General features: G+C 57.1%; 18 protein-coding genes. 12 read left to right on the forward strand and 6 right to left on the reverse strand.

All coding sequences use genetic code 11. The features are described 5' to 3' along the window. Nucleotides 1-4 precede the first annotated feature (4 nt). Entirely contained in the window at nucleotides 5-772 is a 768-nt protein-coding gene (locus AC2T6E_RS11130; RefSeq protein ID WP_010427019.1) for a DedA family protein, read from the reverse strand. A gap of 118 nt (nucleotides 773-890) precedes the next feature. After that, nucleotides 891-1,736, reverse strand: coding sequence for an arabinose operon transcriptional regulator AraC (gene araC, locus AC2T6E_RS11135; RefSeq protein ID WP_089599198.1), 846 nt, complete (start codon nucleotides 1,734-1,736; stop codon nucleotides 891-893). A 336-nt stretch (nucleotides 1,737-2,072) separates the two neighbouring features. On the opposite strand from araC, the gene araB reads away from it, so the two are divergent. From araB to rluA, 6 genes are all read left to right on the forward strand, one after another. Next, on the forward strand, nucleotides 2,073-3,782 hold the full coding sequence (gene araB / locus AC2T6E_RS11140) for a ribulokinase (protein WP_486691720.1): 1,710 nt from the start codon (nucleotides 2,073-2,075) through the stop codon (nucleotides 3,780-3,782). Nucleotides 3,783-3,792: 10 nt separating this feature from the next. Further along, a complete protein-coding gene (araA, locus tag AC2T6E_RS11145) occupies nucleotides 3,793-5,295 on the forward strand; it encodes an L-arabinose isomerase (RefSeq protein ID WP_023310371.1) in 1,503 nt (500 codons plus the stop codon). Nucleotides 5,296-5,381: 86 nt separating this feature from the next. Further along, nucleotides 5,382-6,077 carry an L-ribulose-5-phosphate 4-epimerase gene (gene araD / locus AC2T6E_RS11150; protein WP_486691722.1) on the forward strand — a complete coding sequence of 232 codons (696 nt, stop codon included), beginning with the start codon at nucleotides 5,382-5,384 and terminating at the stop codon, nucleotides 6,075-6,077. 116 nt (nucleotides 6,078-6,193) lie between these two features. Further along, a complete protein-coding gene (gene polB, locus AC2T6E_RS11155) occupies nucleotides 6,194-8,551 on the forward strand; it encodes a DNA polymerase II (protein ID WP_486691724.1) in 2,358 nt (785 codons plus the stop codon). Between the two features lie 127 nt (nucleotides 8,552-8,678). Continuing rightward, nucleotides 8,679-11,585: an RNA polymerase-associated protein RapA gene (rapA, locus tag AC2T6E_RS11160; RefSeq protein WP_486691726.1), complete on the forward strand. Its 2,907-nt coding sequence runs from the start codon at nucleotides 8,679-8,681 to the stop codon at nucleotides 11,583-11,585. Between the two features lie 12 nt (nucleotides 11,586-11,597). Further along, nucleotides 11,598-12,257, forward strand: coding sequence for a bifunctional tRNA pseudouridine(32) synthase/23S rRNA pseudouridine(746) synthase RluA (gene rluA / locus AC2T6E_RS11165; protein WP_148401115.1), 660 nt, complete (start codon nucleotides 11,598-11,600; stop codon nucleotides 12,255-12,257). A 31-nt stretch (nucleotides 12,258-12,288) separates the two neighbouring features. On the opposite strand, the gene djlA is transcribed toward rluA, so the two are convergent. Next, complete coding sequence (gene djlA, locus AC2T6E_RS11170; RefSeq protein ID WP_100165493.1) at nucleotides 12,289-13,104, reverse strand: co-chaperone DjlA; 816 nt, start codon at nucleotides 13,102-13,104, stop codon at nucleotides 12,289-12,291. A gap of 240 nt (nucleotides 13,105-13,344) precedes the next feature. On the opposite strand from djlA, the gene lptD reads away from it, so the two are divergent. The 6 genes from lptD to apaH are packed head-to-tail and all read left to right on the forward strand — an operon-like array spanning nucleotide 13,345 to nucleotide 20,074. Then, nucleotides 13,345-15,696, forward strand: coding sequence for an LPS assembly protein LptD (lptD, locus tag AC2T6E_RS11175; protein ID WP_126815994.1), 2,352 nt, complete (start codon nucleotides 13,345-13,347; stop codon nucleotides 15,694-15,696). A gap of 53 nt (nucleotides 15,697-15,749) precedes the next feature. Continuing rightward, nucleotides 15,750-17,036 carry a peptidylprolyl isomerase SurA gene (gene surA, locus AC2T6E_RS11180; RefSeq protein WP_108417113.1) on the forward strand — a complete coding sequence of 429 codons (1,287 nt, stop codon included), beginning with the start codon at nucleotides 15,750-15,752 and terminating at the stop codon, nucleotides 17,034-17,036. Next, entirely contained in the window at nucleotides 17,036-18,022 is a 987-nt protein-coding gene (gene pdxA / locus AC2T6E_RS11185) for a 4-hydroxythreonine-4-phosphate dehydrogenase PdxA (RefSeq protein WP_042717204.1), read from the forward strand. The genes surA and pdxA overlap by 1 nt, the downstream gene beginning before the upstream one ends. Beyond that, nucleotides 18,019-18,840: a 16S rRNA (adenine(1518)-N(6)/adenine(1519)-N(6))-dimethyltransferase RsmA gene (rsmA, locus tag AC2T6E_RS11190; protein WP_010427042.1), complete on the forward strand. Its 822-nt coding sequence runs from the start codon at nucleotides 18,019-18,021 to the stop codon at nucleotides 18,838-18,840. The genes pdxA and rsmA overlap by 4 nt, the downstream gene beginning before the upstream one ends. Nucleotides 18,841-18,843: 3 nt before the next feature. Then, nucleotides 18,844-19,221 carry a Co2+/Mg2+ efflux protein ApaG gene (gene apaG, locus AC2T6E_RS11195; protein ID WP_089599206.1) on the forward strand — a complete coding sequence of 126 codons (378 nt, stop codon included), beginning with the start codon at nucleotides 18,844-18,846 and terminating at the stop codon, nucleotides 19,219-19,221. A gap of 4 nt (nucleotides 19,222-19,225) precedes the next feature. Beyond that, nucleotides 19,226-20,074 (forward strand): bis(5'-nucleosyl)-tetraphosphatase (symmetrical) ApaH, encoded by an 849-nt coding sequence (gene apaH, locus AC2T6E_RS11200; RefSeq protein WP_029484936.1) that lies wholly within the window; start codon nucleotides 19,226-19,228, stop codon nucleotides 20,072-20,074. A 39-nt stretch (nucleotides 20,075-20,113) separates the two neighbouring features. Here apaH and folA read toward each other — a convergent pair whose 3' ends face one another. From folA to kefF, 3 genes are all read right to left on the reverse strand, one after another. Further along, entirely contained in the window at nucleotides 20,114-20,593 is a 480-nt protein-coding gene (gene folA, locus AC2T6E_RS11205) for a type 3 dihydrofolate reductase (RefSeq protein ID WP_003856431.1), read from the reverse strand. A 114-nt stretch (nucleotides 20,594-20,707) separates the two neighbouring features. Then, entirely contained in the window at nucleotides 20,708-22,573 is a 1,866-nt protein-coding gene (kefC, locus tag AC2T6E_RS11210) for a glutathione-regulated potassium-efflux system protein KefC (protein WP_108417115.1), read from the reverse strand. Continuing rightward, a complete protein-coding gene (gene kefF, locus AC2T6E_RS11215) occupies nucleotides 22,566-23,096 on the reverse strand; it encodes a glutathione-regulated potassium-efflux system oxidoreductase KefF (protein ID WP_108417116.1) in 531 nt (176 codons plus the stop codon). The genes kefC and kefF overlap by 8 nt, the downstream gene beginning before the upstream one ends. Nucleotides 23,097-23,181: the final 85 nt, after the last annotated feature.

The raw sequence follows: 23,181 nt of genomic DNA on the forward strand, positions 1-23,181 counted from the left end.
CACCTTAACGGCTCACCACTTTTAATAAAATCTCGCCATACACCGGCATCAGCGGGTGGCGGATCAGCGCCACCAGCGCCACGACAGCCACACCCAGCGTCAGCGGGGCCAGCCAGAGCAGGCGAGTGCGCGGGAGATAACGCGTCAGGCGATCGACGTTGGCTTTCGCGCTGCGCCATAGCCGCCAGCAGAGCCAGACCGCCAGCCACAGCAGTACCGCCGTGCCCAGCAGCAGCCACTTAAACTCGCCGCTTTGCATTCCGTCAGGAATATCAATTGCCGCTCCGGCCAGGATGCCGGGCAGGAAGTAAAACGGCGGCCAGAAGACACAGCCGATAATGTTCGGCACCACGAATTTCGCAACGGGCAGATCCAGCATCCCCGCCACCATTGGCACCAGCGGACGCGTTGGCCCGACAAAGCGGCCGACGAGGATGGTGAACATGCTGTGCTGATGCAGCGCGTGCTCGGTTTTATCCAGCAGCGCCTTGTTCTTTTTCATAAATGACCAACGGTGCAGCGGCTTTTTAAAGCGCCAGCCCAGCCAGAAGGAGATCCAGTCGCCCAGCAAACAGCCGACGATACCGGCCATCCATGCCTGCCAGAAATTAACCTCACCGCTGCCGATAAGTGCGCCAAGCCCCGCCATCATCACGGTGCCGGGCAGGATCAGCCCAACCAGCGCCAGCGATTCCAGAAACGCCACCAGCGCCACGGCGATGAGCGAGTACATAACGGACTGGGTAATAAAGTGTTCCAGCAATGCCTGCATAACTATTCCGGTCAGAAAACGAATCAGCGATTCTGCTTAGCGCCCCGCACCGCGTCAAGGCATCAATTGTCTGAATAGTTTACAAGATGCTCCTGAAGTTCACCTGAATGTTTACCGTTTATTCACATCCCGCACGGAATTCGCTCGGGCTGGCCCCGGTGCATTTTTTAAATACGCGAGAGAAATAGAGCTGATCTTCGAAGCCCACGTTGCGCCCCACGGTGGCAATAGGCATTCGGGTGGTGCTGAGTAGCAGCTTCGCCTGGCTGATGCGCTGATCTTCGCGCCAGCTCAGCACGCTCACGCCAAGCTGCTGGCGGAACAGATGCGACAGGCGCGAAGGCGACAGGCAAACGTGCTGGGCGACGCTGGCAATATCAAACTGGCTGTCGGCCAGATGATCGCTGATGTACTGGCAGGCGTCGCGGACGCGGTTATCCAGCGGCGGGTTAAGCGATTCATTGATCGCTTCCATCCGGCGCAGCAGCACCTGTTCAAGCAGGTTAATCGCCAGCAGTTCGGCGTAGCGTCCGCCCGCCTGTCCCGCCTCAATAATCTGGGCAAACAGCTCGCGAAACTGCGACAGATGCGCCTCATCCGGGCGATAAAAGCCGGTATGCGCAAAAATGGCGGGCCACGAAAGCCACTCCTGCCAGTAGGCGCGCGGGCGGAAGTAGACCCACTGGTGATACCACTCTTTGGCATCCGGGTGGCGGCCGTAGTGGTGGATCTCCCCAGGCGGGAACAGCAGCATATCGCCGGGGCGGCAGATAAACTGCTGATCGCCGTTTTTGATGACCCCTTCACCGCGCACGGTGAGGTTCAAAATATACCCTTTCATTCCGAGCGGTCGGTCGACATAGAAATCGAGATAGCCCTCAGCCTCAATGGGCGTCAACCCTGCCACCAGGTGAGCATTAAACGAGTAGCCCGGCAGCAGGGGATCATTTTGCGGTTCAGCCATAATTTCAATACTCCCAACGGTCCTGAAGGAAACCAATTGTCCATATCGTTAAAAGCAGTATAAAAATGGCCCGCAAAAAGATCCAAAAAGCATTATGTCTCTTTTACGTCCGCCATGTTTCAGCCTTTCTCTCTGATTTCTCCGCCAGTATGAGCAGATAAGCAGTAACAAAAGTGTCTATAAGCGCGGCAGAAATGTCCACATTGAATATTTGCACGGCGTCACACTTTCAATCGTAACAGCAATTTAGTCCATAAGATTAGCGGATCCTGCCTGACGATTTTCGCCCCCAGTCTCTAATGTTCTTCCATACCTGTTTTTTGATGGAGCAACACCATGGCAATTGCGATTGGCCTCGATTTTGGCAGCGATTCGGTTCGCGCGCTGGCAGTGGACTGTACGTCCGGCCAGGAGATAGCAACCAGCGTTGAGTGGTACCCGCGCTGGCAAGAGGGGCGCTACTGCGATGCGCCAAACAACCAGTTCCGCCACCACCCGCGTGACTATATCGAGTCGATGGAAGCGGCGATCAAAACCGTCCTGGCTGAACTGACGGACGCCCAGCGGGCGGAGATTGTCGGGATTGGCGTCGATAGCACCGGCTCAACGCCTGCCCCGGTGGATGCCGAAGGCCGCGTGCTGGCGCTGCGCCCGGAGTTCGCCGACAACCCGAACGCCATGTTCGTGCTGTGGAAAGACCACACCGCCGTGGAGGAGGCTGAAGCCATCACCCGTCTGTGCCATCAGCCAGGCAAAACCGACTACTCGCGCTACATCGGCGGGATTTATTCCAGTGAATGGTTCTGGGCCAAGATCCTCCACGTTACCCGCGCCGACGCCTCCGTTGCGCAGGCAGCCGCCTCGTGGATTGAGCTGTGCGACTGGGTGCCTGCCCTGCTCTCCGGCACCACGCGTCCACAGGATATCCGCCGCGGCCGCTGCAGCGCCGGGCATAAATCGTTATGGCATGAAAGCTGGGGCGGCCTGCCTCCAGCCGCGTTCTTCGATGAGCTTGACCCGATTATCAACAAGAGCCTGACATATCCGCTGTTTACCGACACCTTTACCGCCGATATTCCGGTCGGCACGCTCTGCGAAGAGTGGGCGAAACGTCTGGGCCTGCCGCAGAACGTGGCGATCTCCGGCGGCGCCTTTGACTGCCATATGGGCGCCGTAGGCGCAGGTGCACAGCCCAATACGCTGGTGAAAGTCATCGGCACGTCCACCTGCGACATTCTGACGGCGGATAAAGCCACCGTCGGCGACCGCGCGGTGAAGGGCATCTGCGGCCAGGTTGACGGCAGCGTGGTGCCGGACTTTATCGGCCTCGAAGCCGGTCAGTCCGCGTTTGGCGATATCTACGCCTGGTTTGGCCGCGTGCTGGGCTGGCCGCTGGACCAGCTGGCGGCGGCGCATCCTGAACTGAAAACCCAGATAGCCGACAGCAAAAAGCAGCTTCTGCCGCAGCTCACCGAAGCCTGGGCGAAAAATCCCTCGCTCGATCACCTCCCGGTGGTGCTGGACTGGTTTAACGGTCGTCGCACGCCGTTCGCCAACCAGCGTCTGAAAGGGGTGATAACCGATCTCAACCTGGCAACCGACGCGCCTGCGCTGTTCGGCGGCCTGATTGCCGCAACGGCCTTCGGTGCCCGCGCCATTATGGAGTGCTTCACCGAGCAGGGCATCGACGTGAACAACGTGATGGCGCTGGGCGGCATCGCCCGTAAAAACCCGGTGATCATGCAGGCCTGCTGCGACGTGCTGAACCGTCCGCTGCAGATTGTAGCCTCCGATCAGTGCTGTGCCCTGGGCGCGGCGATTTTTGCCGCCGTGGCCGCAGGCGTCCATGCCGACATCCCGACCGCGCAGCAGCATATGGCGAGTGCCGTCGAAAACACCCTTCAGCCGCGTGCCCAGCAGGCGCAACGCTTCGAACAGCTTTATCAGCGCTACCAGCAATGGGCAAAAAGCGCCGAACTTCACTATCTCCCTGTCGCCGCCCCGGCTAAAAGCACCGCGGACACTACGGTAACCCTGACACATTAAGGACACGATGATGACCATTTTTAATAACTATGAAGTGTGGTTTGTGATTGGCAGCCAGCATCTGTACGGACCGGAAGCGCTGCAGCAGGTGACGAAACACGCGGAGCACGTGGTTAACGCGCTGAACGCGGAAGCTAAACTGCCGTGCAAACTGGTGCTGAAACCGCTGGGCACCACGCCGGACGAAATCACTCACATCTGCCGCGACGCCAACTACGACGATAAATGCGCCGGTCTGGTGGTGTGGCTGCACACCTTCTCGCCAGCAAAAATGTGGATCAACGGTCTGTCTATCCTCAATAAACCGCTGCTGCAGTTCCATACCCAGTTCAACGCCTCCCTGCCGTGGGACAGCATCGACATGGACTTTATGAACCTGAACCAGACCGCGCACGGCGGCCGCGAGTTTGGCTTCATCGGCGCGCGTATGCGTCAGCAGCACGCGGTGGTCACCGGCCACTGGCAGGATGGCAAGGCGCAACAACGTATCGGCTCCTGGATGCGTCAGGCGGTCTCAAAGCAGGACACCCGCCACCTGAAAGTGGTGCGTTTTGGTGACAACATGCGTGAAGTTGCGGTCACCGACGGCGATAAAGTCGCCGCGCAGATCAAGTTCGGCTTCTCCGTGAATACCTGGGCCGTGGGCGACCTGGTGCAGGTGGTGAATGAAATCAGCGATGGCGACGTAAGCGCGCTGGTGGACGAGTACGAAAGCAGCTACCGCCTGACACCTGCGGCACAAATCAACGGCGACAAGCGCCAGAACGTGCTGGACGCGGCGCGCATCGAGCTGGGCATGAAGCGCTTCCTGGAACAGGGCGGCTTCCACGCTTTTACCACCACCTTTGAAGACCTCCACGGTCTGAAACAGCTGCCGGGTCTGGCGGTACAACGTCTGATGCAGCAGGGCTACGGCTTTGCGGGCGAAGGCGACTGGAAAACTGCCGCTCTGCTTCGCATCATGAAGGTGATGTCGACCGGTCTGCAGGGCGGCACCTCCTTTATGGAGGACTACACCTATCACTTCGAGAACGGCAACGACCTGGTGCTCGGCTCCCACATGCTGGAAGTGTGTCCGACAATCGCCGTCGAAGAGAAACCGATCCTCGACGTACAGTATCTCGGCATCGGTGGTAAAGCCGATCCGGCGCGTCTGATCTTCAACACCCGCACCGGCCCGGCCATCAACGCCAGCCTGATCGACCTCGGCGATCGTTTCCGCCTGCTGGTGAACTGCGTCGATGCGGTTGAAACCCCACATTCTCTGCCGAAACTGCCGGTCGCCAACGCCCTGTGGAAAGCACAGCCTGACCTGCCAACCGCCTCAGAGGCCTGGATCCTGGCCGGCGGCGCGCACCATACGGTGTTCAGCCACGCGCTGGATCTGAACGATATGCGTCAGTTCGCGGAACTGCACGATATCGAACTGACCGTCATTGATAACGATACCCGCCTGCCCGCCTTCAAGGACGCGCTGCGCTGGAACGAAGTCTATTACGGTTCAAAACGCTAAGCCCTGAATGCCCGGTGGCACTGAGTTTACCGGGCCTACGGTTCCGTAGGCCGGATAAGCGAAGCGCCATCCGGCAGGAGACAATAATGTTAGACGATCTCAAACGTCAGGTGCTCGAAGCCAACCTGGCGCTGCCGAAACATAACCTGGTGACCCTGACCTGGGGCAACGTTAGCGCCGTTGACCGGGAAAAAGGCGTGTTCGTGATCAAGCCTTCCGGCGTGGATTACGCGGTAATGACCGCAGAAGACATGGTGGTGGTCAGCATCGAAACGGGTGAAGTGGTGGAAGGCAGCAAAAAGCCCTCCTCCGACACGCCCACCCACCGCCTGCTGTATCAGGCATTCCCGACCATCGGCGGCATTGTGCATACCCATTCGCGCCATGCAACCATCTGGGCGCAGGCGGGCCAGTCCATCCCGGCGACCGGCACCACCCACGCGGACTACTTCTACGGCACCATTCCCTGCACGCGTCTGATGACCGATGCGGAGATTAACGGTGAGTACGAGTGGGAAACGGGGAACGTGATTGTTGAAACCTTCGAAAAACAGGGGATCGACGCGGCGCAAATGCCCGGCGTGCTGGTGCACTCCCACGGCCCGTTTGCCTGGGGTAAAAACGCGGAAGACGCGGTGCATAACGCCATCGTGCTCGAAGAGGTCGCCTATATGGGGATCTTCTGTCGCCAGCTGGCACCGCAGCTCCCGGATATGCAGCAAACCCTTCTGGACAAGCATTATATGCGCAAGCACGGCGCGAAAGCGTATTACGGGCAGTAGCTTGTAGGCCGGATAAGCGCAGCGCCATCCGGCAAAACAGACACTGTATAAAACCCCAGCAAACCCACCTCAACCAGGCTATAATCAGGCCTGGTTTTGTTTTCTGGGATAACGGCGTGGCGCAGGCGCAAGAAGGCTTTTTACTGACCCGACACTGGCGGGATACCCCTCAGGGCACCGAGGTCGCGTTCTGGCTGGCAACCGACAACGGTCCGCTGCACGTTACGCTGCCGCCGCAGGAATCCGTGGCCTTTATTCCTGAAGCCCACGTCGAGAAGGTAAAGCAGCTGCTGCGCGGTGAAAACGGCTGGCGCATCACTCCGCTTGAGTTGAAGGATTTCCACCGCCAGCCGGTTTACGGCCTTTACTGCCGCGCCCATCGTCAATTAATGCGCTACGAAAAGCTGCTCCGCGAAGCGGGCGTGACGCTCTACGAAGCGGATATTCGCCCACCGGAACGCTTTCTGATGGAGCGGTTTATTACCGCCCCCGTCTGGGTTGATGGCATCGAACAAAACGGCAGCGTCGTGAATGCTCGCCTGAAACCTAACCCACATTATCGCCCGCCGCTGAGGTGGGTCTCCCTGGATATCGAAACCACCCGTCACGGCGAGCTTTACTGCATTGGCCTGGAAGGCTGCGGCGATCGGGTTGTCTATATGCTCGGGCCTCCGAATGGCGATGCGTCCGCGCTGGATTTCCGGCTTGAGTACGTCAACAGCCGCCCGCAGCTGCTGGAGAAGCTTAACCAGTGGTTTGCCGACTATGATCCCGATGTTCTGATCGGCTGGAACGTGGTGCAGTTTGACCTGCGCGTGCTGCAAAAACACGCCGAGCGCTACCGCATCCCGCTGATGCTGGGGCGCGGAAACAGCGAGCTGGAATGGCGCGAGCACGGTTTTAAGAACGGTGTTTTCTTTGCACAGGCTAACGGTCGCCTGATTATTGACGGCATCGAGGCGCTTAAGTCCGCCTTCTGGAACTTCTCTTCATTCTCCCTTGAAGCGGTCGCGCAGGAGTTGCTTGGCGAAGGCAAATCCATCGACAACCCCTGGGACCGAATGGACGAGATCGACCGGCGCTTTAACGAAGATAAACCGGCGCTCGCCACCTATAACCTGAAAGACTGCGAACTGGTGACGCAGATTTTCCACAAAACCGAGATCATGCCGTTCCTGCTGGAGCGCGCGACGGTGAACGGACTCGCGGCGGACAGACACGGCGGCTCCGTGGCCGCCTTTAGCCACCTCTATTTTCCGCGAATGCACCGGGCAGGGTACGTTGCCCCCAACCTCGGGGACGTGCCGCCGCAGGCCAGTCCCGGCGGGTACGTGATGGACTCCCGGCCAGGATTGTATGACTCGGTGCTGGTGCTGGATTACAAAAGCCTCTACCCGTCGATTATCCGCACCTTCCTGATCGATCCCGTCGGGCTGGTTGAGGGCATGGCGCAGCCGGACGATGAACGCAGCACCGAAGGCTTCCTCGGCGCACGCTTCTCGCGGGAAAAACACTGTCTGCCTGAAATCGTGGGCAACATCTGGCACGGCCGCGATGAGGCCAAGCGCCACGGCAATAAGCCCCTTTCTCAGGCGCTGAAAATCATCATGAACGCCTTTTACGGCGTGCTGGGCACCAGCGCCTGCCGCTTCTTCGACCCGCGGCTGGCCTCCTCCATCACAATGCGCGGACACGAGATTATGCGCCAGACCAAAGCGCTGATTGAGTCCCGGGGCTATGACGTTATTTACGGCGACACGGACTCCACCTTTGTGTGGCTTAAGGGCACGCATTCAGAAGACGACGCCGCCCGCATCGGTAAAGCGCTTGTGGCCTTCGTGAACGACTGGTGGCAGAAACATTTGCAAAAAGAGCGGTTAACCAGCGCGCTGGAGCTGGAGTTTGAAACCCATTTTGCCCGCTTTTTAATGCCCACCATTCGCGGCACCGATCAGGGCAGCAAGAAGCGCTACGCCGGGCTGATTCAGGAGGGCGACGCGCAGCGGATGGTCTTTAAAGGGCTGGAGACGGTGCGCACCGACTGGACGCCGCTGGCGCAGCAGTTCCAGCAGACGCTCTACCTGCGGGTGTTCCGCAATGAGCCGTATCAGGACTACATCCGCGAAACCATCGCCAGCCTGATGGCGGGCGAACTTGACGCGCAGCTGGTGTATCGCAAGCGCCTGCGCCGCCCGCTGGCGGAGTACCAGCGTAATGTGCCGCCCCATGTGCGCGCCGCGCGACTGGCGGATGAAGAGAACGTGCGGCGGGGCCGCGCGCCGCAGTATCAAAACCGTGGCACAATCAAATATGTCTGGACCACCAGCGGCCCGGAACCGGTTGATTACCAGCAATCGCCGCTCGATTACGATCATTATCTGACGCGCCAGCTTCAGCCGGTCGCGGAGGGAATTTTGCCCTTCATCAACGATGATTTTGCTACACTAGTGACAGGGCAACTTGGCCTATTTTGACGCGTGACGAAATGGCTGCCATCCAGTACCATAGCGCCCTTTCCATTCCCGGACCCATTTTTCGATGACCGTCTTTTTGACGGTGGTTGAACTATTGCCTGCAATTAAAGATTAGAGCCGAACAACTATGCCTTTTACACTTGGTCAACGCTGGATCAGCGATACAGAAAGCGAACTTGGATTGGGAACCGTCGTTGCCGTCGATGCGCGCATGGTTACCCTCCTCTTCCCTGCCACCGGTGAAAACCGTCTGTACGCTCGCAATGACTCCCCTGTTACCCGCGTGATGTTCAATCCGGGCGACACCGTGACCAGCCATGACGGCTGGCAGCTCAAGATTGAAGACGTAAAAGAAGAGAATGGACTGCTCGCCTACATTGGTACCCGTCTTGATACGGATGAGGCCAATGTCATCCTGCGTGAAGTGCTGCTCGACAGCAAACTGGTGTTCAGTAAGCCGCAGGACCGCCTGTTTGCCGGGCAAATTGACCGTATGGATCGCTTCTCTCTGCGCTATCGCGCGCGTAAGTTCCAGAGCGAACAGTACCGCATGCCGTGGAGCGGCCTGCGCGGCCAGCGCACCAGCCTGATCCCTCACCAGCTGAACATCGCCCATGACGTGGGCCGTCGCCACGCGCCTCGCGTGCTGCTGGCCGACGAAGTGGGCCTGGGTAAAACCATCGAAGCGGGCATGATCCTGCACCAACAGCTGCTTTCCGGCGCTGCCGAGCGCGTGCTGATTGTGGTGCCAGAAACCCTGCAGCACCAGTGGCTGGTTGAGATGCTGCGCCGCTTCAACCTGCGCTTCTCCCTGTTCGACGACGAACGTTATGCCGAAGCGCAGCACGACGCCGACAACCCGTTTGAAACCGAACAGCTGGTCATCTGTTCGCTGGACTTCGTGCGCCGCAGCAAGCAGCGCCTGGAGCACCTGTGCGACGCCGAGTGGGACATTATGGTGGTCGACGAAGCGCACCACCTGGTCTGGAGCGAAGATGCGCCGAGCCGCGAATATATGGCTATCGAGCAGCTTGCCGAGCGCGTGCCTGGCGTTCTGCTGCTGACCGCAACGCCGGAGCAGCTGGGTCTTGAGAGTCACTTCGCCCGTCTGCGCCTGCTCGATCCAAACCGTTTTCACGATTTCGAGCAGTTTGTCGAAGAGCAGAAGAACTACCGCCCAGTTGCCGATGCCGTCGCCCTGCTGCTGGCGGGCAATCGCCTCTCTAACGATGAGCTGAACACCCTGAGCGATCTGATTGGCGAGCAGGATATCGAGCCGCTTCTGCAGGCTGCCAACAGTGACAGCGACAACGCGGAATCCGCACGCAAAGAGCTGATCGACATGCTGATGGATCGCCACGGCACCAGCCGCGTGCTGTTCCGCAACACCCGCAACGGCGTCAAAGGTTTCCCGAAACGCGAACTGCATACGATTAAACTGCCGCTGCCGACGCAGTATCAGACGGCAATTAAAGTCTCCGGCATTATGGGCGCCCGCAAAACCCAGGAAGAGCGCGCCCGCGACATGCTTTATCCGGAACAAATCTACCAGGAATTTGAAGGTGATACCGGCACCTGGTGGAACTTTGACCCGCGCGTGGAGTGGCTGATGGGCTATCTGACCGCCCACCGCTCCCAGAAGGTGCTGGTGATCTGCGCCAAAGCGGCCACCGCGCTGCAGCTGGAGCAGGTCCTGCGCGAGCGTGAAGGTATTCGCGCTGCCGTGTTCCACGAAGGCATGTCCATCGTCGAGCGCGACCGTGCGGCAGCGTGGTTCGGGGAAGAGGACAGCGGTGCGCAGGTGCTGCTGTGCTCGGAGATCGGCTCTGAAGGCCGTAACTTCCAGTTCGCCAGCAACCTAGTGATGTTCGATCTGCCGTTTAACCCGGATCTGCTGGAGCAGCGTATCGGGCGTCTGGATCGTATCGGTCAGGCACATGATATTCAGATCCACGTTCCTTACCTGGAAAAAACCGCGCAGTCCGTGCTGGTACGCTGGTTCCACGAAGGTCTGGATGCGTTTGAACATACCTGCCCGACGGGCCGCACGATTTACGATCAGGTACATGGCGATCTGATCGGCTACCTGGCCGCGCCGGAAAACGCGGAAGGGTTTGATGAGCTGATCAAGTCCTGTCGTGAGAAGCACGATGCGCTGAAAGCGCAGCTGGAGCAAGGCCGCGACCGCCTGCTGGAGATCCATTCCAACGGCGGCGAAAAAGCGCAGGCGCTGGCGGAAAGCATCGAAGAGCAGGATGACGACACCAGTTTAATCAGCTTCTCCATGAACCTGTTCGACATCGTCGGGATCAACCAGGACGATCGCGGCGAGAACATGATCGTCCTCACGCCGTCGGATCATATGCTGGTTCCGGATTTCCCGGGTCTGCCGGAGGATGGCTGCACGATCACCTTCGAACGTGATGTGGCGCTGTCTCGCGAAGACGCCCAGTTCATTACCTGGGAGCACCCGCTGATCCGCAACGGCCTGGATCTGATCCTCTCCGGCGATACCGGCAGCAGCACCATCTCCCTGTTGAAAAACAAGGCGCTGCCAGTGGGCACCCTGCTGGTTGAACTGATCTACGTTGTGGAAGCGCAGGCGCCAAAACAGCTGCAGCTCACCCGCTTCCTGCCGCCGACGCCGGTGCGTCTGCTGCTGGATAAAAACGGTACTAACCTGGCCGCGCAGGTCGAATTCGAGAGCTTCAACCGTCAGCTGAGCGCGGCTAACCGTCACACCGGCAGCAAGCTGGTCAACGCCGTTCAGCAGGACGTGCACGCCATTCTGCAACTGGGTGAAACCCAGGTTGAAAAAGCGGCTCGTGAATTGATTGATGCGGCACGCAGCGAAGCCGACGAGAAGCTCTCAGCAGAGCTTTCTCGACTGGAAGCGTTAAAAGCGGTTAACCCGAACATTCGTGACGATGAACTGGCGGCGATTGAAAGCAATCGTCAGCAGGTGCTGGAGAGCCTGGATCAGGCAAGCTGGCGCCTTGACGCCCTGCGTCTCATCGTTGTGACGCATCAGTAAACGGAGCGCAAGATGGTGATGGAGCCCTACAATCCCCCTCAGGATCCCTGGCTGGTCATCCTTTATCAGGATGAGCACATTATGGTGGTCAACAAGCCAAGCGGCCTGTTGTCCGTGCCGGGGCGTCTGGACGAGCACAAAGACAGCGTGATGACGCGTATTCAGCGCGATTATCCGCAGGCGGAGTCCGTCCATCGCCTCGACATGGCCACCAGCGGCGTGATTGTGGTGGCTCTGCATAAAGAAGCGGAACGCGAGCTGAAACGCCAGTTCCGCGAGCGCGAACCGAAAAAGCAGTACGTCGCGCGCGTCTGGGGCCATCCGGCGACGGCGGAAGGTCTGGTGGATCTACCGCTGATCTGCGACTGGCCGAACCGGCCAAAGCAGAAGGTGTGCTATGAAACCGGCAAGGCGGCGCAAACCGAGTATGAAGTGCTGGAGTACGCGCCAGATAACACCGCGCGCGTCCTGCTTAAGCCGATTACCGGGCGCTCTCACCAGCTGCGCGTGCATATGCTCGCCCTGGGCCACCCGATTCTGGGAGACCGGTTTTACGCGCCGCCAGAAGCGCTGGCGCTGGCTCCGCGCCTGCTGCTGCATGCGCAGACCCTCACCATTACCCATCCGGTTTTTGGCAATGCGATGACCTTTAAGGCTCCCGTGGACTTCTAAAAAAAATGGCCCGATATCATCGGGCCATTTTTTATTTAAAACCTTTTTGCTCTTTTATCAGCTCGTAGGCTTTCTGAATTTCCTGCGCTTTCTGCTTCGCCATCTCCATCATCTCTGGCGGTAAACCTTTCGCGACCAGCTTGTCCGGATGATGCTCGCTCATGAGCTTACGATAGGCACGCTTGATCGTGGTCTGATCGTCAGAAGGCTTTACGCCAAGCACGTTGCAGGCATCTTCCAGCGTCGGGCCACGCTGCGTCTGCTGCCAGCCGCCGCCGGAAGATTGCTGCTGGTAACCCCCGCCAAACTGCGCGCCACCCTGCATCATGCGCAGGAACTGGTCGAACTGCATGCGGGAGATCCCCAGTTCTTCAGCAATGACGTATAAAACGTCCCGCTCGTTGGGATGAAGGGAGCCATCGGCGAAGGCCGCCTGAATTTGGATCTCCAGAAACATCCGAATTAAATCAAAACGTCCGAAGCAGATGCTGCGGAACTGACGCATTTTTTCACGCAGCGGATAGTTATCCGCTTTACCGATACGAAACGCATTTTGCGCCGCCACGCGAGATTCACCGTGCAGATTCATGCGATCCATGAATACGCTGGCAATCTGAATATCGGCTTCGGTGACGCGCCCTTTTGATTTGGTTAAATGCCCCATCACCTCAAAGGTGGTGGAGAAAAAGAGCGACTGACGCTCGCGCTGGTTGGCGAACCAGGCCATTTTGCGGCTGCGTGCCTTATCAAACATATGGCCGATAATAAGGCCCAGTACCACGCCCCAAAAGCCAGCGCCCATGATTAATGCGAACGCAACGCCGATGATTTTACCCCAATACTGCATATACTCCCCGAATAGTCATGTTCCTGGTTCGACGCAACGCCATCATTACAGTGGTCGCGCCACGGTCAATTGAGGGACATCGCCTATAATTTGCATTATCATACTCGTCATTCGATAGCGAGCCTAACACTCTGGCACGCAAACGGGCAGGATTAACGCTGGTACTGCGCTGATGAGTAAGATAGTCTCTGAGCGTTTGTAAGCCGTAGCCACTGATGACGGAACAATAAAATACAACGTATGAAAAAACGTATCCCCACCCTCCTGGCCACAATGATTGGCGCCGCTCTGTACAGCCAACAGGGGCTGGCAGCCGATCTCGCCTCGCAATGTATGCTTGGCGTCCCAAGTTACGATCGTCCACTGGTTGAGGGCGATACGAATGACTTGCCGGTTACCATCAATGCCGACAATGCAAAAGGTAATTATCCTGACAATGCCACCTTTACGGGCAATGTCGATATTAACCAGGGCAATAGCCGTCTGCAGGCAGATGAAGTGCAATTGCATCAGAAGCAACCAGAAGGTGCGGCTGCGCCAGTACGTACGGTGGATGCGCTGGGTAATGTGCACTATGACGACAACCAGGTCATCCTGAAAGGTCCGAAAGCCTGGTCAAATCTGAATACAAAAGATACCAACGTCTGGGAAGGTGATTACCAGATGGTGGGTCGTCAGGGGCGCGGTAAAGCTGACCTGATGAAACAGCGCGGTGAAAACCGTTATACGATTCTGGAAAACGGTTCCTTCACCTCCTGTCTGCCGGGCTCGAATACCTGGAGCGTGGTGGGCAGTGAAGTTATTCACGATCGTGAAGAACAGGTCGCGGAGATCTGGAACGCCCGCTTTAAGCTCGGCCCGGTCCCTGTTTTCTACAGCCCTTACCTGCAGCTTCCCGTAGGCGACAAACGACGTTCCGGTTTCCTGATCCCGAATGCCAAATACAGCACCTCGAACTACTTTGAGTTCTACCTGCCGTATTACTGGAATATCGCGCCAAACATGGATGCGACGATCACGCCGCACTATATCCATAAGCGCGGTAACATCATGTGGGAAAACGAGTTCCGCTATCTGACCAAAGCGGGTGCCGGTTTGATGGAGTTTGATTATCTGCCATCGGACAAAGTCTTCCAGGACGAGCACCCAAGCGAAGGTGATAAACACCGTTGGATGTATTACTGGCAGCATGCCGGGGTGATGGATCAGGTCTGGCGCTTCAACGTCGACTATACCAAAGTTAGCGATCCGTATTATTTCAACGACTTTGACTCAAAATACGGTTCCAGTACGGACGGCTACGCCACGCAGAAATTCAGCGTGGGCTACGCCATTGAGAACTTTAACGCCACGGTGTCGACCAAGCAGTTCCAGGTCTTTAACACCCAAACGGCCAGTACCTATGGTGCTGAACCGCAGCTGGACGTCAACTGGTATCAGAACGATGTCGGGCCTTTCGACACCCGCGTCTACGCCCAGGCGGTGCACTTCGTCAACACCAACTCGGATATGCCAGAGGCTACGCGTCTTCACCTCGAACCAACCATTAACTTACCTTTGTCGAACGACTGGGCAAGCCTGAACACCGAAGCCAAACTGATGGCGACGCATTACCAGCAGAAAAATGTCGACTGGTACAACAATCGCTATGGCACCGATCTTGACGAATCGGTAAACCGAACGCTTCCTCAGTTCAAGATGGACGGGAAGCTGATTTTCGAACGTGATATGGGCCTGCTGTCTGATGGGTATACCCAGACGCTTGAACCGCGTATGCAGTATCTCTACGTCCCTTATCGCGATCAGAGCAAAATTCAGAACTACGACTCCTCTTTCCTGCAGTCTGACTACAGCGGCCTGTTCCGCGACCGTACCTATGGCGGTCTCGACCGTATAGCGTCCGCTAACCAGTTAACGACCGGCGTCACAACGCGCGTTTATGATGAATCTGCCGTTGAACGTTTTAACGTTTCTGTTGGTCAAATCTACTATTTCACCGAGTCTCGTACCGGTGATGACGACATTAACTGGGAGAAAGACAACAAAACGGGTTCACTGGTGTGGGCAGGTGATACCTACTGGCGCATGACCGATCGTTGGGGTCTGCGCGGTGGTGTTCAGTACGATACTCGACTGGATAACATCGCAACGGGCAGTGCTGCCATTGAATACCGTCGTGATGAAGACCGTATGGTGCAGTTGACGTACCGTTATGCCAGCCCGGAATATATTCAGGCGACATTGCCGAACTACGCCAATGCTGACCAGTACAAAGACGGGATTTCGCAGGTGGGTGGCGCCGCGAGCTGGCCAATCGCCGATCGTTGGTCAATCGTCGGAGCCTACTACTATGACACGAATGCCCAAAAACCCGCTGACCAGATGCTAGGTCTGCAATATAACTCCTGCTGTTACGCGCTGCGTGTCGGCTACGAACGCAAACTTAACGGCTGGGATACTCAAAACAGTCAGGGCAAATACGATAACGTGATTGGCTTTAATGTCGAGCTGCGCGGCCTGAGTTCCAACTACGGTCTGGGCACGCAGCAGATGCTGCGCTCGAACATTCTGCCTTACCGCAGTTCCTTGTAATGTGCTTGATTTGCAACATAATCCGCTTTGCGGTTAATTGAAATGGAAAAAGTATGAAGAACTGGAAAACGCTGCTGCTCGGTGTCGCCATGGTTGCGAATACTAGCTTCGCGGCACCCCAGGTTGTTGATAAAGTCGCCGCTGTGGTTAACAACGGCGTCGTGCTTGAAAGTGACGTTGACGGTTTAATGCAGTCTGTAAAGCTCAATTCGGGCCAGGCAGGTCAGCAGCTTCCGGATGACGCAACGCTGCGCCACCAGATCCTGGAACGTCTGATCATGGATCAGATCGTCCTGCAGATGGGTCAAAAAATGGGTGTGAAGGTCTCTGACGAGCAGCTCGATCAGGCGATCACGAACATTGCGAAACAGAACAACATGACCCTGGACCAGATGCGCAGCCGTCTGGCCTACGATGGCATCAGCTACGCCACTTACCGTAATCAGATCCGTAAAGAGATGCTGATTTCAGAAGTGCGTAACAACGAAGTGCGTCGCCGCGTCACCATCCTGCCTCAGGAAGTGGACGCGCTGGCTAAGCAGGTGGGTAACCAGAACGATGCCAGCACCGAACTGAACCTGAGCCACATTTTGATCCCACTGCCGGAAAACCCAACCTCCGATCAGGCGGCTGAAGCGGAAAGCCAGGCGCGTTCTATCGTTGAGCAGGCGCGTAACGGCGGTGACTTTGGCAAGCTGGCCATCACCTATTCCGCTGACCAGCAGGCGCTGAAAGGCGGCCAGATGGGCTGGGGCCGTATTCAGGAACTGCCATCCCTCTTTGCCCAGGCGCTGAGCACGGCGAAGAAAGGGGACATCGTCGGTCCAATCCGTTCAGGTGTAGGCTTCCACATTCTGAAAGTGAACGATCTGCGCGGTCAGAGCCAGAGCATTTCCGTCACGGAAGTTCACGCTCGCCACATTCTGCTGAAACCGTCTCCGATCATGACTGACGATCAGGCGCGTGCGAAGCTGGAACAGATTGCAGCTGACATCAAGAGCGGCAAAACCTCCTTTGCGAATGCGGCAAAAGAGTTCTCTCAGGATCCAGGCTCTGCTAACCAGGGTGGCGATCTGGGCTGGGCTGCGGCCGATATCTACGATCCGGCTTTCCGCGACGCGTTGACGAGAATGAGCAAAGGTCAGCTGAGCGCACCTGTGCACTCTTCCTTCGGCTGGCATCTGATTGAACTGATGGATACCCGCAACGTCGATAAAACCGATGCGGCCCAGAAAGACAGAGCCTACCGTATGCTGTTCAACCGCAAATTCTCTGAAGAAGCGGCAACCTGGATGCAGGAACAACGCGCCAGCGCTTACGTGAAAGTGCTGAGCAACTGATGAAACAGCATCGTGTTGTGATCACGCCCGGCGAGCCCGCCGGGATTGGGCCTGACCTCGTCGTCCAGCTCGCCCAGCGCAGCTGGCCGGTGGAACTGGTTGTCTGCGCAGATGCAACACTGTTACAAGACCGGGCAACATTGCTCGGTCTGCCTTTAACGCTCCTCCCTTATGTTGAAGGCCAGCAGCCCGTACCGCAGCAAGCGGGCACCCTCACGCTTCTGTCGGTTCCTCTTCGCACCCCTGTCGTCCCCGGTCAACTCAGCACTGAAAACGGGCGCTACGTTGTCGAGACGCTGGCGCGCGCCTGCGACGGCTGCCTGAACGGCGAGTTCGCGGCGCTGATCACCGGTCCGGTGCATAAAGGCGTTATCAACGACGCGGGGATCCCCTTTACCGGACACACCGAGTTCTTTGAAGAACGTTCGCACAGTCCGAAAGTGGTGATGATGCTGGCGACGGAAGAGATGCGTGTCGCGCTGGTGACAACCCATCTGCCCATCAAAGCCATTCCTGATGCCATCACCCCTGAACTCCTGCGCGAGATCATCGGGATTTTGCATCACGATCTGCAGACGAAATTCGGCATCCCGCAGCCGCACGTGCTGGTTTGTGGCCTGAATCCGCATGCGGGCGAAGGCGGACACATGGGCACCGAAGAGATCGACACCATCATTCCGGTGCTCAACGAAATGCGGGAAAAAGGGATGAATCTCAGCGGGCCACTGCCTGCGGACACCCTTTTCCAGCCCAAATACCTGGATAATGCCGACGCCGTGCTCGCGATGTACCACGATCAGGGCCTCCCCGTGCTAAAATACCAGGGCTTTGGCCGCGGCGTGAATATCACCCTCGGTTTACCCTTTATTCGAACGTCCGTTGACCACGGTACTGCGCTGGATCTGGCAGGCCAGGGGAAAGCGGATGTCGGCAGTTTTATTACGGCGCTTAATCTCGCCATCAAAATGATTGTTAATACTCAATGACTAATCGAGTCCATCAGGGCCACTTAGCCCGTAAACGTTTCGGGCAAAACTTCCTTAACGATCAGTTCGTGATCGAAAGCATTGTCTCGGCTATTAATCCGCAAAAAGGTCAGGCGATGGTCGAAATCGGCCCGGGCCTTGCCGCACTGACCGAGCCAGTAGGCGAACGCCTTGACGAACTCACGGTTATCGAGCTGGACCGCGATCTGGCCGCACGCCTGCAAACGCACCCGTTCCTCGGGCCGAAGTTGACCATTTATCAGCAGGATGCCATGACCATGAACTTTGGCGAACTGTCAGAGAAAATGGGCCAGCCGCTGCGCGTGTTCGGTAACCTGCCGTACAACATTTCCACCCCGCTGATGTTCCACCTGTTTAGCTATACTGATGCCATTGCCGACATGCACTTCATGTTGCAAAAAGAGGTTGTTAACCGTCTGGTTGCAGGCCCGAACAGTAAAGCGTATGGTCGTTTAAGCGTGATGGCACAATATTACTGCAACGTGATCCCGGTACTCGAAGTACCGCCGTCAGCGTTCACACCGCCACCGAAAGTAGACTCTGCGGTTGTGCGCCTTGTGCCGCACAAAACGAAACCGTACCCGGTAAAAGATCTGCGTGTACTGAGCCGCGTCACCACAGAGGCCTTTAACCAGCGTCGTAAAACGATCCGTAACAGCCTGAGCAACTCATTTACCGTTGAGGTGTTAGCCGAGCTGGGGATCGACCCGGCAATGCGAGCGGAAAACATTTCCGTAGAGCAGTACTGCAAGCTGGCTAATTACATCAGCGAAAATGCGCCGCCGAAGGAGAGTTAAGCCATGATTGATTCGCCCCGCGTATGTGTCCATGTACAAAGCGTCTATGTTGAATCGCAGTCCTCACCGGATGAAGAACGTTTTGTCTTTGCTTACACCGTGACCATCCGCAATCTGGGGCGGATGCCCGTGCAGCTGCGCGGGCGCTATTGGCTTATCACGAACGGCAATGGTCGTGAAATTGAAGTCCAGGGCGAAGGCGTGGTGGGTGAACAACCGCATATCGCTCCTGGCGAAGAATATCAGTACACCAGCGGCGCGGTGATCGAAACGCCAATGGGTACCATGCAAGGCCATTATGAAATGGTCGACGTCGATGGCAATGGCTTCCGCGTTGCCATTCCCGTATTCCGTCTCGCCGTTACAACATTCATTCATTAATCCAATGTCTACATATCTGATTGGCGACGTTCACGGTTGCTACGATGAACTGATCGCATTATTAAAGCAGGTCGACTTTACGCCAGGACAGGACATGCTGTGGCTGACGGGCGATTTAGTGGCGCGTGGCCCGGGCTCCCTTGAGGTTTTACGTTTCGTTAAATCACTGGGCGACAGCGTGCGCATGGTTCTGGGCAATCACGATCTGCATCTGCTGGCGGTATTCGCCGGGATCAGCCGCAATAAACCGAAAGATCGTATTACCCCCCTGCTTGAAGCACCGGACGCGGACGATCTGATCAACTGGCTGCGTCGTCAGCCGCTACTGCAGATCGATGAAGAGAAAAAGCTGGTCATGGCCCATGCCGGGATCACGCCACAATGGGATCTCGAGACGGCAAAAGCCTGCGCGCGCGATGTTGAGGCGGTGCTGGCAAGCGACTCGTATCCTTTCTTCCTCGATGCCATGTACGGCGATATGCCGAACCACTGGAGCGAGGATCTCAGCGGTCTGGCCCGTCTGCGTTTTATCACCAACGCCTTCACCCGCATGCGTTTCTGCTTCCCGAACGGACAGCTGGACATGTATTCCAAAGAGACGCCGGAAAGCGCGCCTGCACCGCTGAAACCGTGGTTTGCCATTCCGGGACCGGTGACAAGTGAGTACAGCGTCGTGTTTGGTCACTGGGCGGCTCTGGAAGGTAAAGGGACGCCGGAGGGGATCTACGGTCTTGATACCGGATGCTGCTGGGGTGGGGAGTTAACCTGCTTACGGTGGGAAGATAAAACGTACTTCGTACAGCCGTCCAACCGACAGCTGGACTTAGGAGAAGGTGAGGCTGTCGCCTCCTGATACGTTATTCCCTCTCCCGGCCGGGAGAGGGAAAATCACTTAACGACGTTCCAGAATTTCGAAGCAGTAGCTATGTGAGTTCTGTGCATCCGCGTCGTGGAATTCGCTGAAAACGGATTCCCACTCGTCCGGATCGTAATCCGGGAAATGGGTATCCCCTTCTACTTCCGCATCAATGTGGGTCAGATACAATTTCTGCGCTTTCGGCAGGAACTGCTCATACACGCGTCCGCCGCCGATCACCATGATCTCTTCAGCATCACCACAGGCGGCAATCGCTTCATCAACGGATTTCACCCACTGCACGCGATCGTCAGTGCCTGGCTGGCTACTGATCACAATATTCTTACGGCCCGGTAATGGACGACCAATCGACTCCCAGGTCAGGCGGCCCATCACTACCGGCTTGTTTAACGTCGTACGTTTAAACCATGCGAGATCGGCAGGCAGGTTCCACGGCATGGCATTTTCCATGCCGATAACGCGGTCCACCGCCAGCGCTGCAATCAGACTGATCATTGAAAATTTCCCGGATGCAAAAAATTGCCGCCACTATACGGAAAGCTTAATCTTTCGTCGACTGGCGGCAGGGTAAAGAAACAGAAATTTTTTAATATTGCTGGCAACTCCACTTCACGCGGACGGTTTACTTTCCGGTTCATCCTGAGGATCCCCGGTGTGCTTGCCCTCTTCCGTTCCTTGCCAGCCGTGACGCTGGGTAAGCGACAGGTGATTGCGGTCTTCGTTAATAATTTCAGTCAGCATCGCGCTGGTACGTTTAAACACGGCTGCCCGGTCTGAAGCCGTGCTGCTCGCCATCTCCACCATCTCCTCGACCATTCCGGTGTTAAAGCGGCGGAACAGATCGGCACGCTCGCGCGCCTCATACGCCCCCAGCCCCAGGCTTTCCAGCGCCATTCGCCCAGATTTAAGCGCACCTTCGAAGGTTTCACGCTCCGGCGCTACGACGCCAGCCTGTCGCAGCTGGATGTAGTGATCCACATCGCGCGCGCGGGAGATAATCGTCAGGTCAGGGAAATGCTCTTTGACCAGCTCAACCAGCTGCAGACTGGTTTGCGGATCGTCAATGGCGTTGATCAGCACCTCGGCTTTCGCAGCCCCGGCCGACTCCAGCAAATCGACGCGGGTAGCATCACCATAGAATACTTTCATATCGAATTTACGCAGGGTTTCTACGTGATCAGGATCGTGATCGAGAATGACCATTTTAACGCCGCTGGAGAGCAGCAAACGGCCGGTGATCTGCCCGAAGCGCCCGAATCCAGCGATAATCACTCGCGGCTGTTCTTCGTCAATCTCATCGGCTTCACGCCCCTGTTCGCTGTCCGATTTTTCCAGACGCGTCAGCAGCACCAGCAGGATAGGCGTGGCGGCCATCGATAATGCCACGGCCAGCGTTAACGCTTTGGCCCACTCGGGATCGAGCACCTTCGCCATCTGCGCTGCACCAAACACCACAAATGCGAATTCACTTCCCTGTCCCAGCAGCGCGGCAAACCAGCGACGTTGTTTACCTGGCACCTTCAGCGGACGGGCAACCAGCCACAGTACCGCCATTTTAATGACCAGGAAACCCACCAGCAGGATAACAATCCGCAGCGGATGCGTGGCCAGCGTGCCGAAGTCGACGGACATCCCGACGCCGATGAAAAACAGCCCCAGCAGCAAGCCTTTAAACGGCTCGATATCGCTTTCCAGCGCGTGGCGGTATTCGGAGCTTGCCAGCAGAACGCCTGCCAGGAAGGCGCCCATTGCCATAGACAGCCCGGCTTCTTCCAGCAGCAGACCGAAGCCAAACACCAGGAATAACGCAACGGCACTGAACACTTCGCGAAGGCCCGAGCGCGCAACAAAGCGCAGCAGTGGACGGGTGACGTATCGGCCAAGCAGGACCACCAGCATCAGAGCACCGACGACTTTCAGCGCCGAGAGTGCAAATGCGCCAAGCGTCGTTGATGCTCCGCTGGCAGCCAGCAGCGGGATCATCGCCACCAGCGGAATGGCGGCAATGTCCTGGAACAGCAGCACCGAGAACGCGCTGCGGCCCATCTGGGAGACCGTCAGGTTACGCTCATTCATCGCCTGCATGGCAATGGCCGTCGAGGAGAGCGCCAGCGTCATGCCGATCAGCCCGGCCACTTTCCAGTCCATCCCCAGCAGGATGCAGAACCCGCCCAGCAGCAGGCCACACGCCACCATCTGTAGCGCGCCGCCGCCAAACACGGAAGCACGCAATTTCCATAAGCGCTGCGGATCCAGCTCCAGACCAATCACAAACAGCATCAGCACCACGCCAATTTCAGCGAAATGCAGTATCGCTTCAGCATCGGTGACCAGACGAAGGCCCCAGGGTCCAATCACGCACCCGGCAATCAGATAGCCGAGCACGGATCCCAGCCCCAGTCGAACCGCCACAGGGACAATCAATGCCGCCGCGCCGAGATAAATCAGTGCCTGTATCAGCGTATGGCTATCCATTGTGCGTCTCCTGCCACTCAAGTAAGCGTTGTTTGTAGTGGCGAGCCTGTGCCTGCAAGGTTTCATCGTCGCAAATAAAGGTACAGTGCATCGCAAAAGGAGGCAGCCAGTTCAAACCACAATAGAGCGCGGTCGCCTGTAGCGGCTGCGCCAGCACATCAAAGCCGGGGAAGGAGCCGATATCAAAGTGGCTTTCACCGCCGCCGGTCGTCACGGCCCACATCAGGCTTTTCCCCTTCAGCGCATGGCCGTTATGACCATATGCCCAACCGTGAGAGAAGACTTTATCGATCCACAGCTTCAACAGCGGAGGCGTGCTGTACCACTGCATCGGATGCTGCCAGATAATCAGATCGGCACGAGAAAGCGCCTCCTGTTCGGCGGCGATATCGATATTAAAATCGGGATAGAGTTGATAGAGGGAACGTATCTCTACGTTATCAAGCGTCCTTACCTGCTCAAGCATCCGCTTATTCGCATGCGAGTGCTGCGGATAGGGATGGGCATAAATTATCAGAATCATTGATTAGCCTGTTGTTACTGCTTTCTTTTAACAAAAGAGTGTAGTCAGTAATTCAACAGGCTAATAGTGAATATTATTGACGGGC

The sequence above is a fragment of the Enterobacter sp. B79-1 genome, assembly GCF_057444735.1.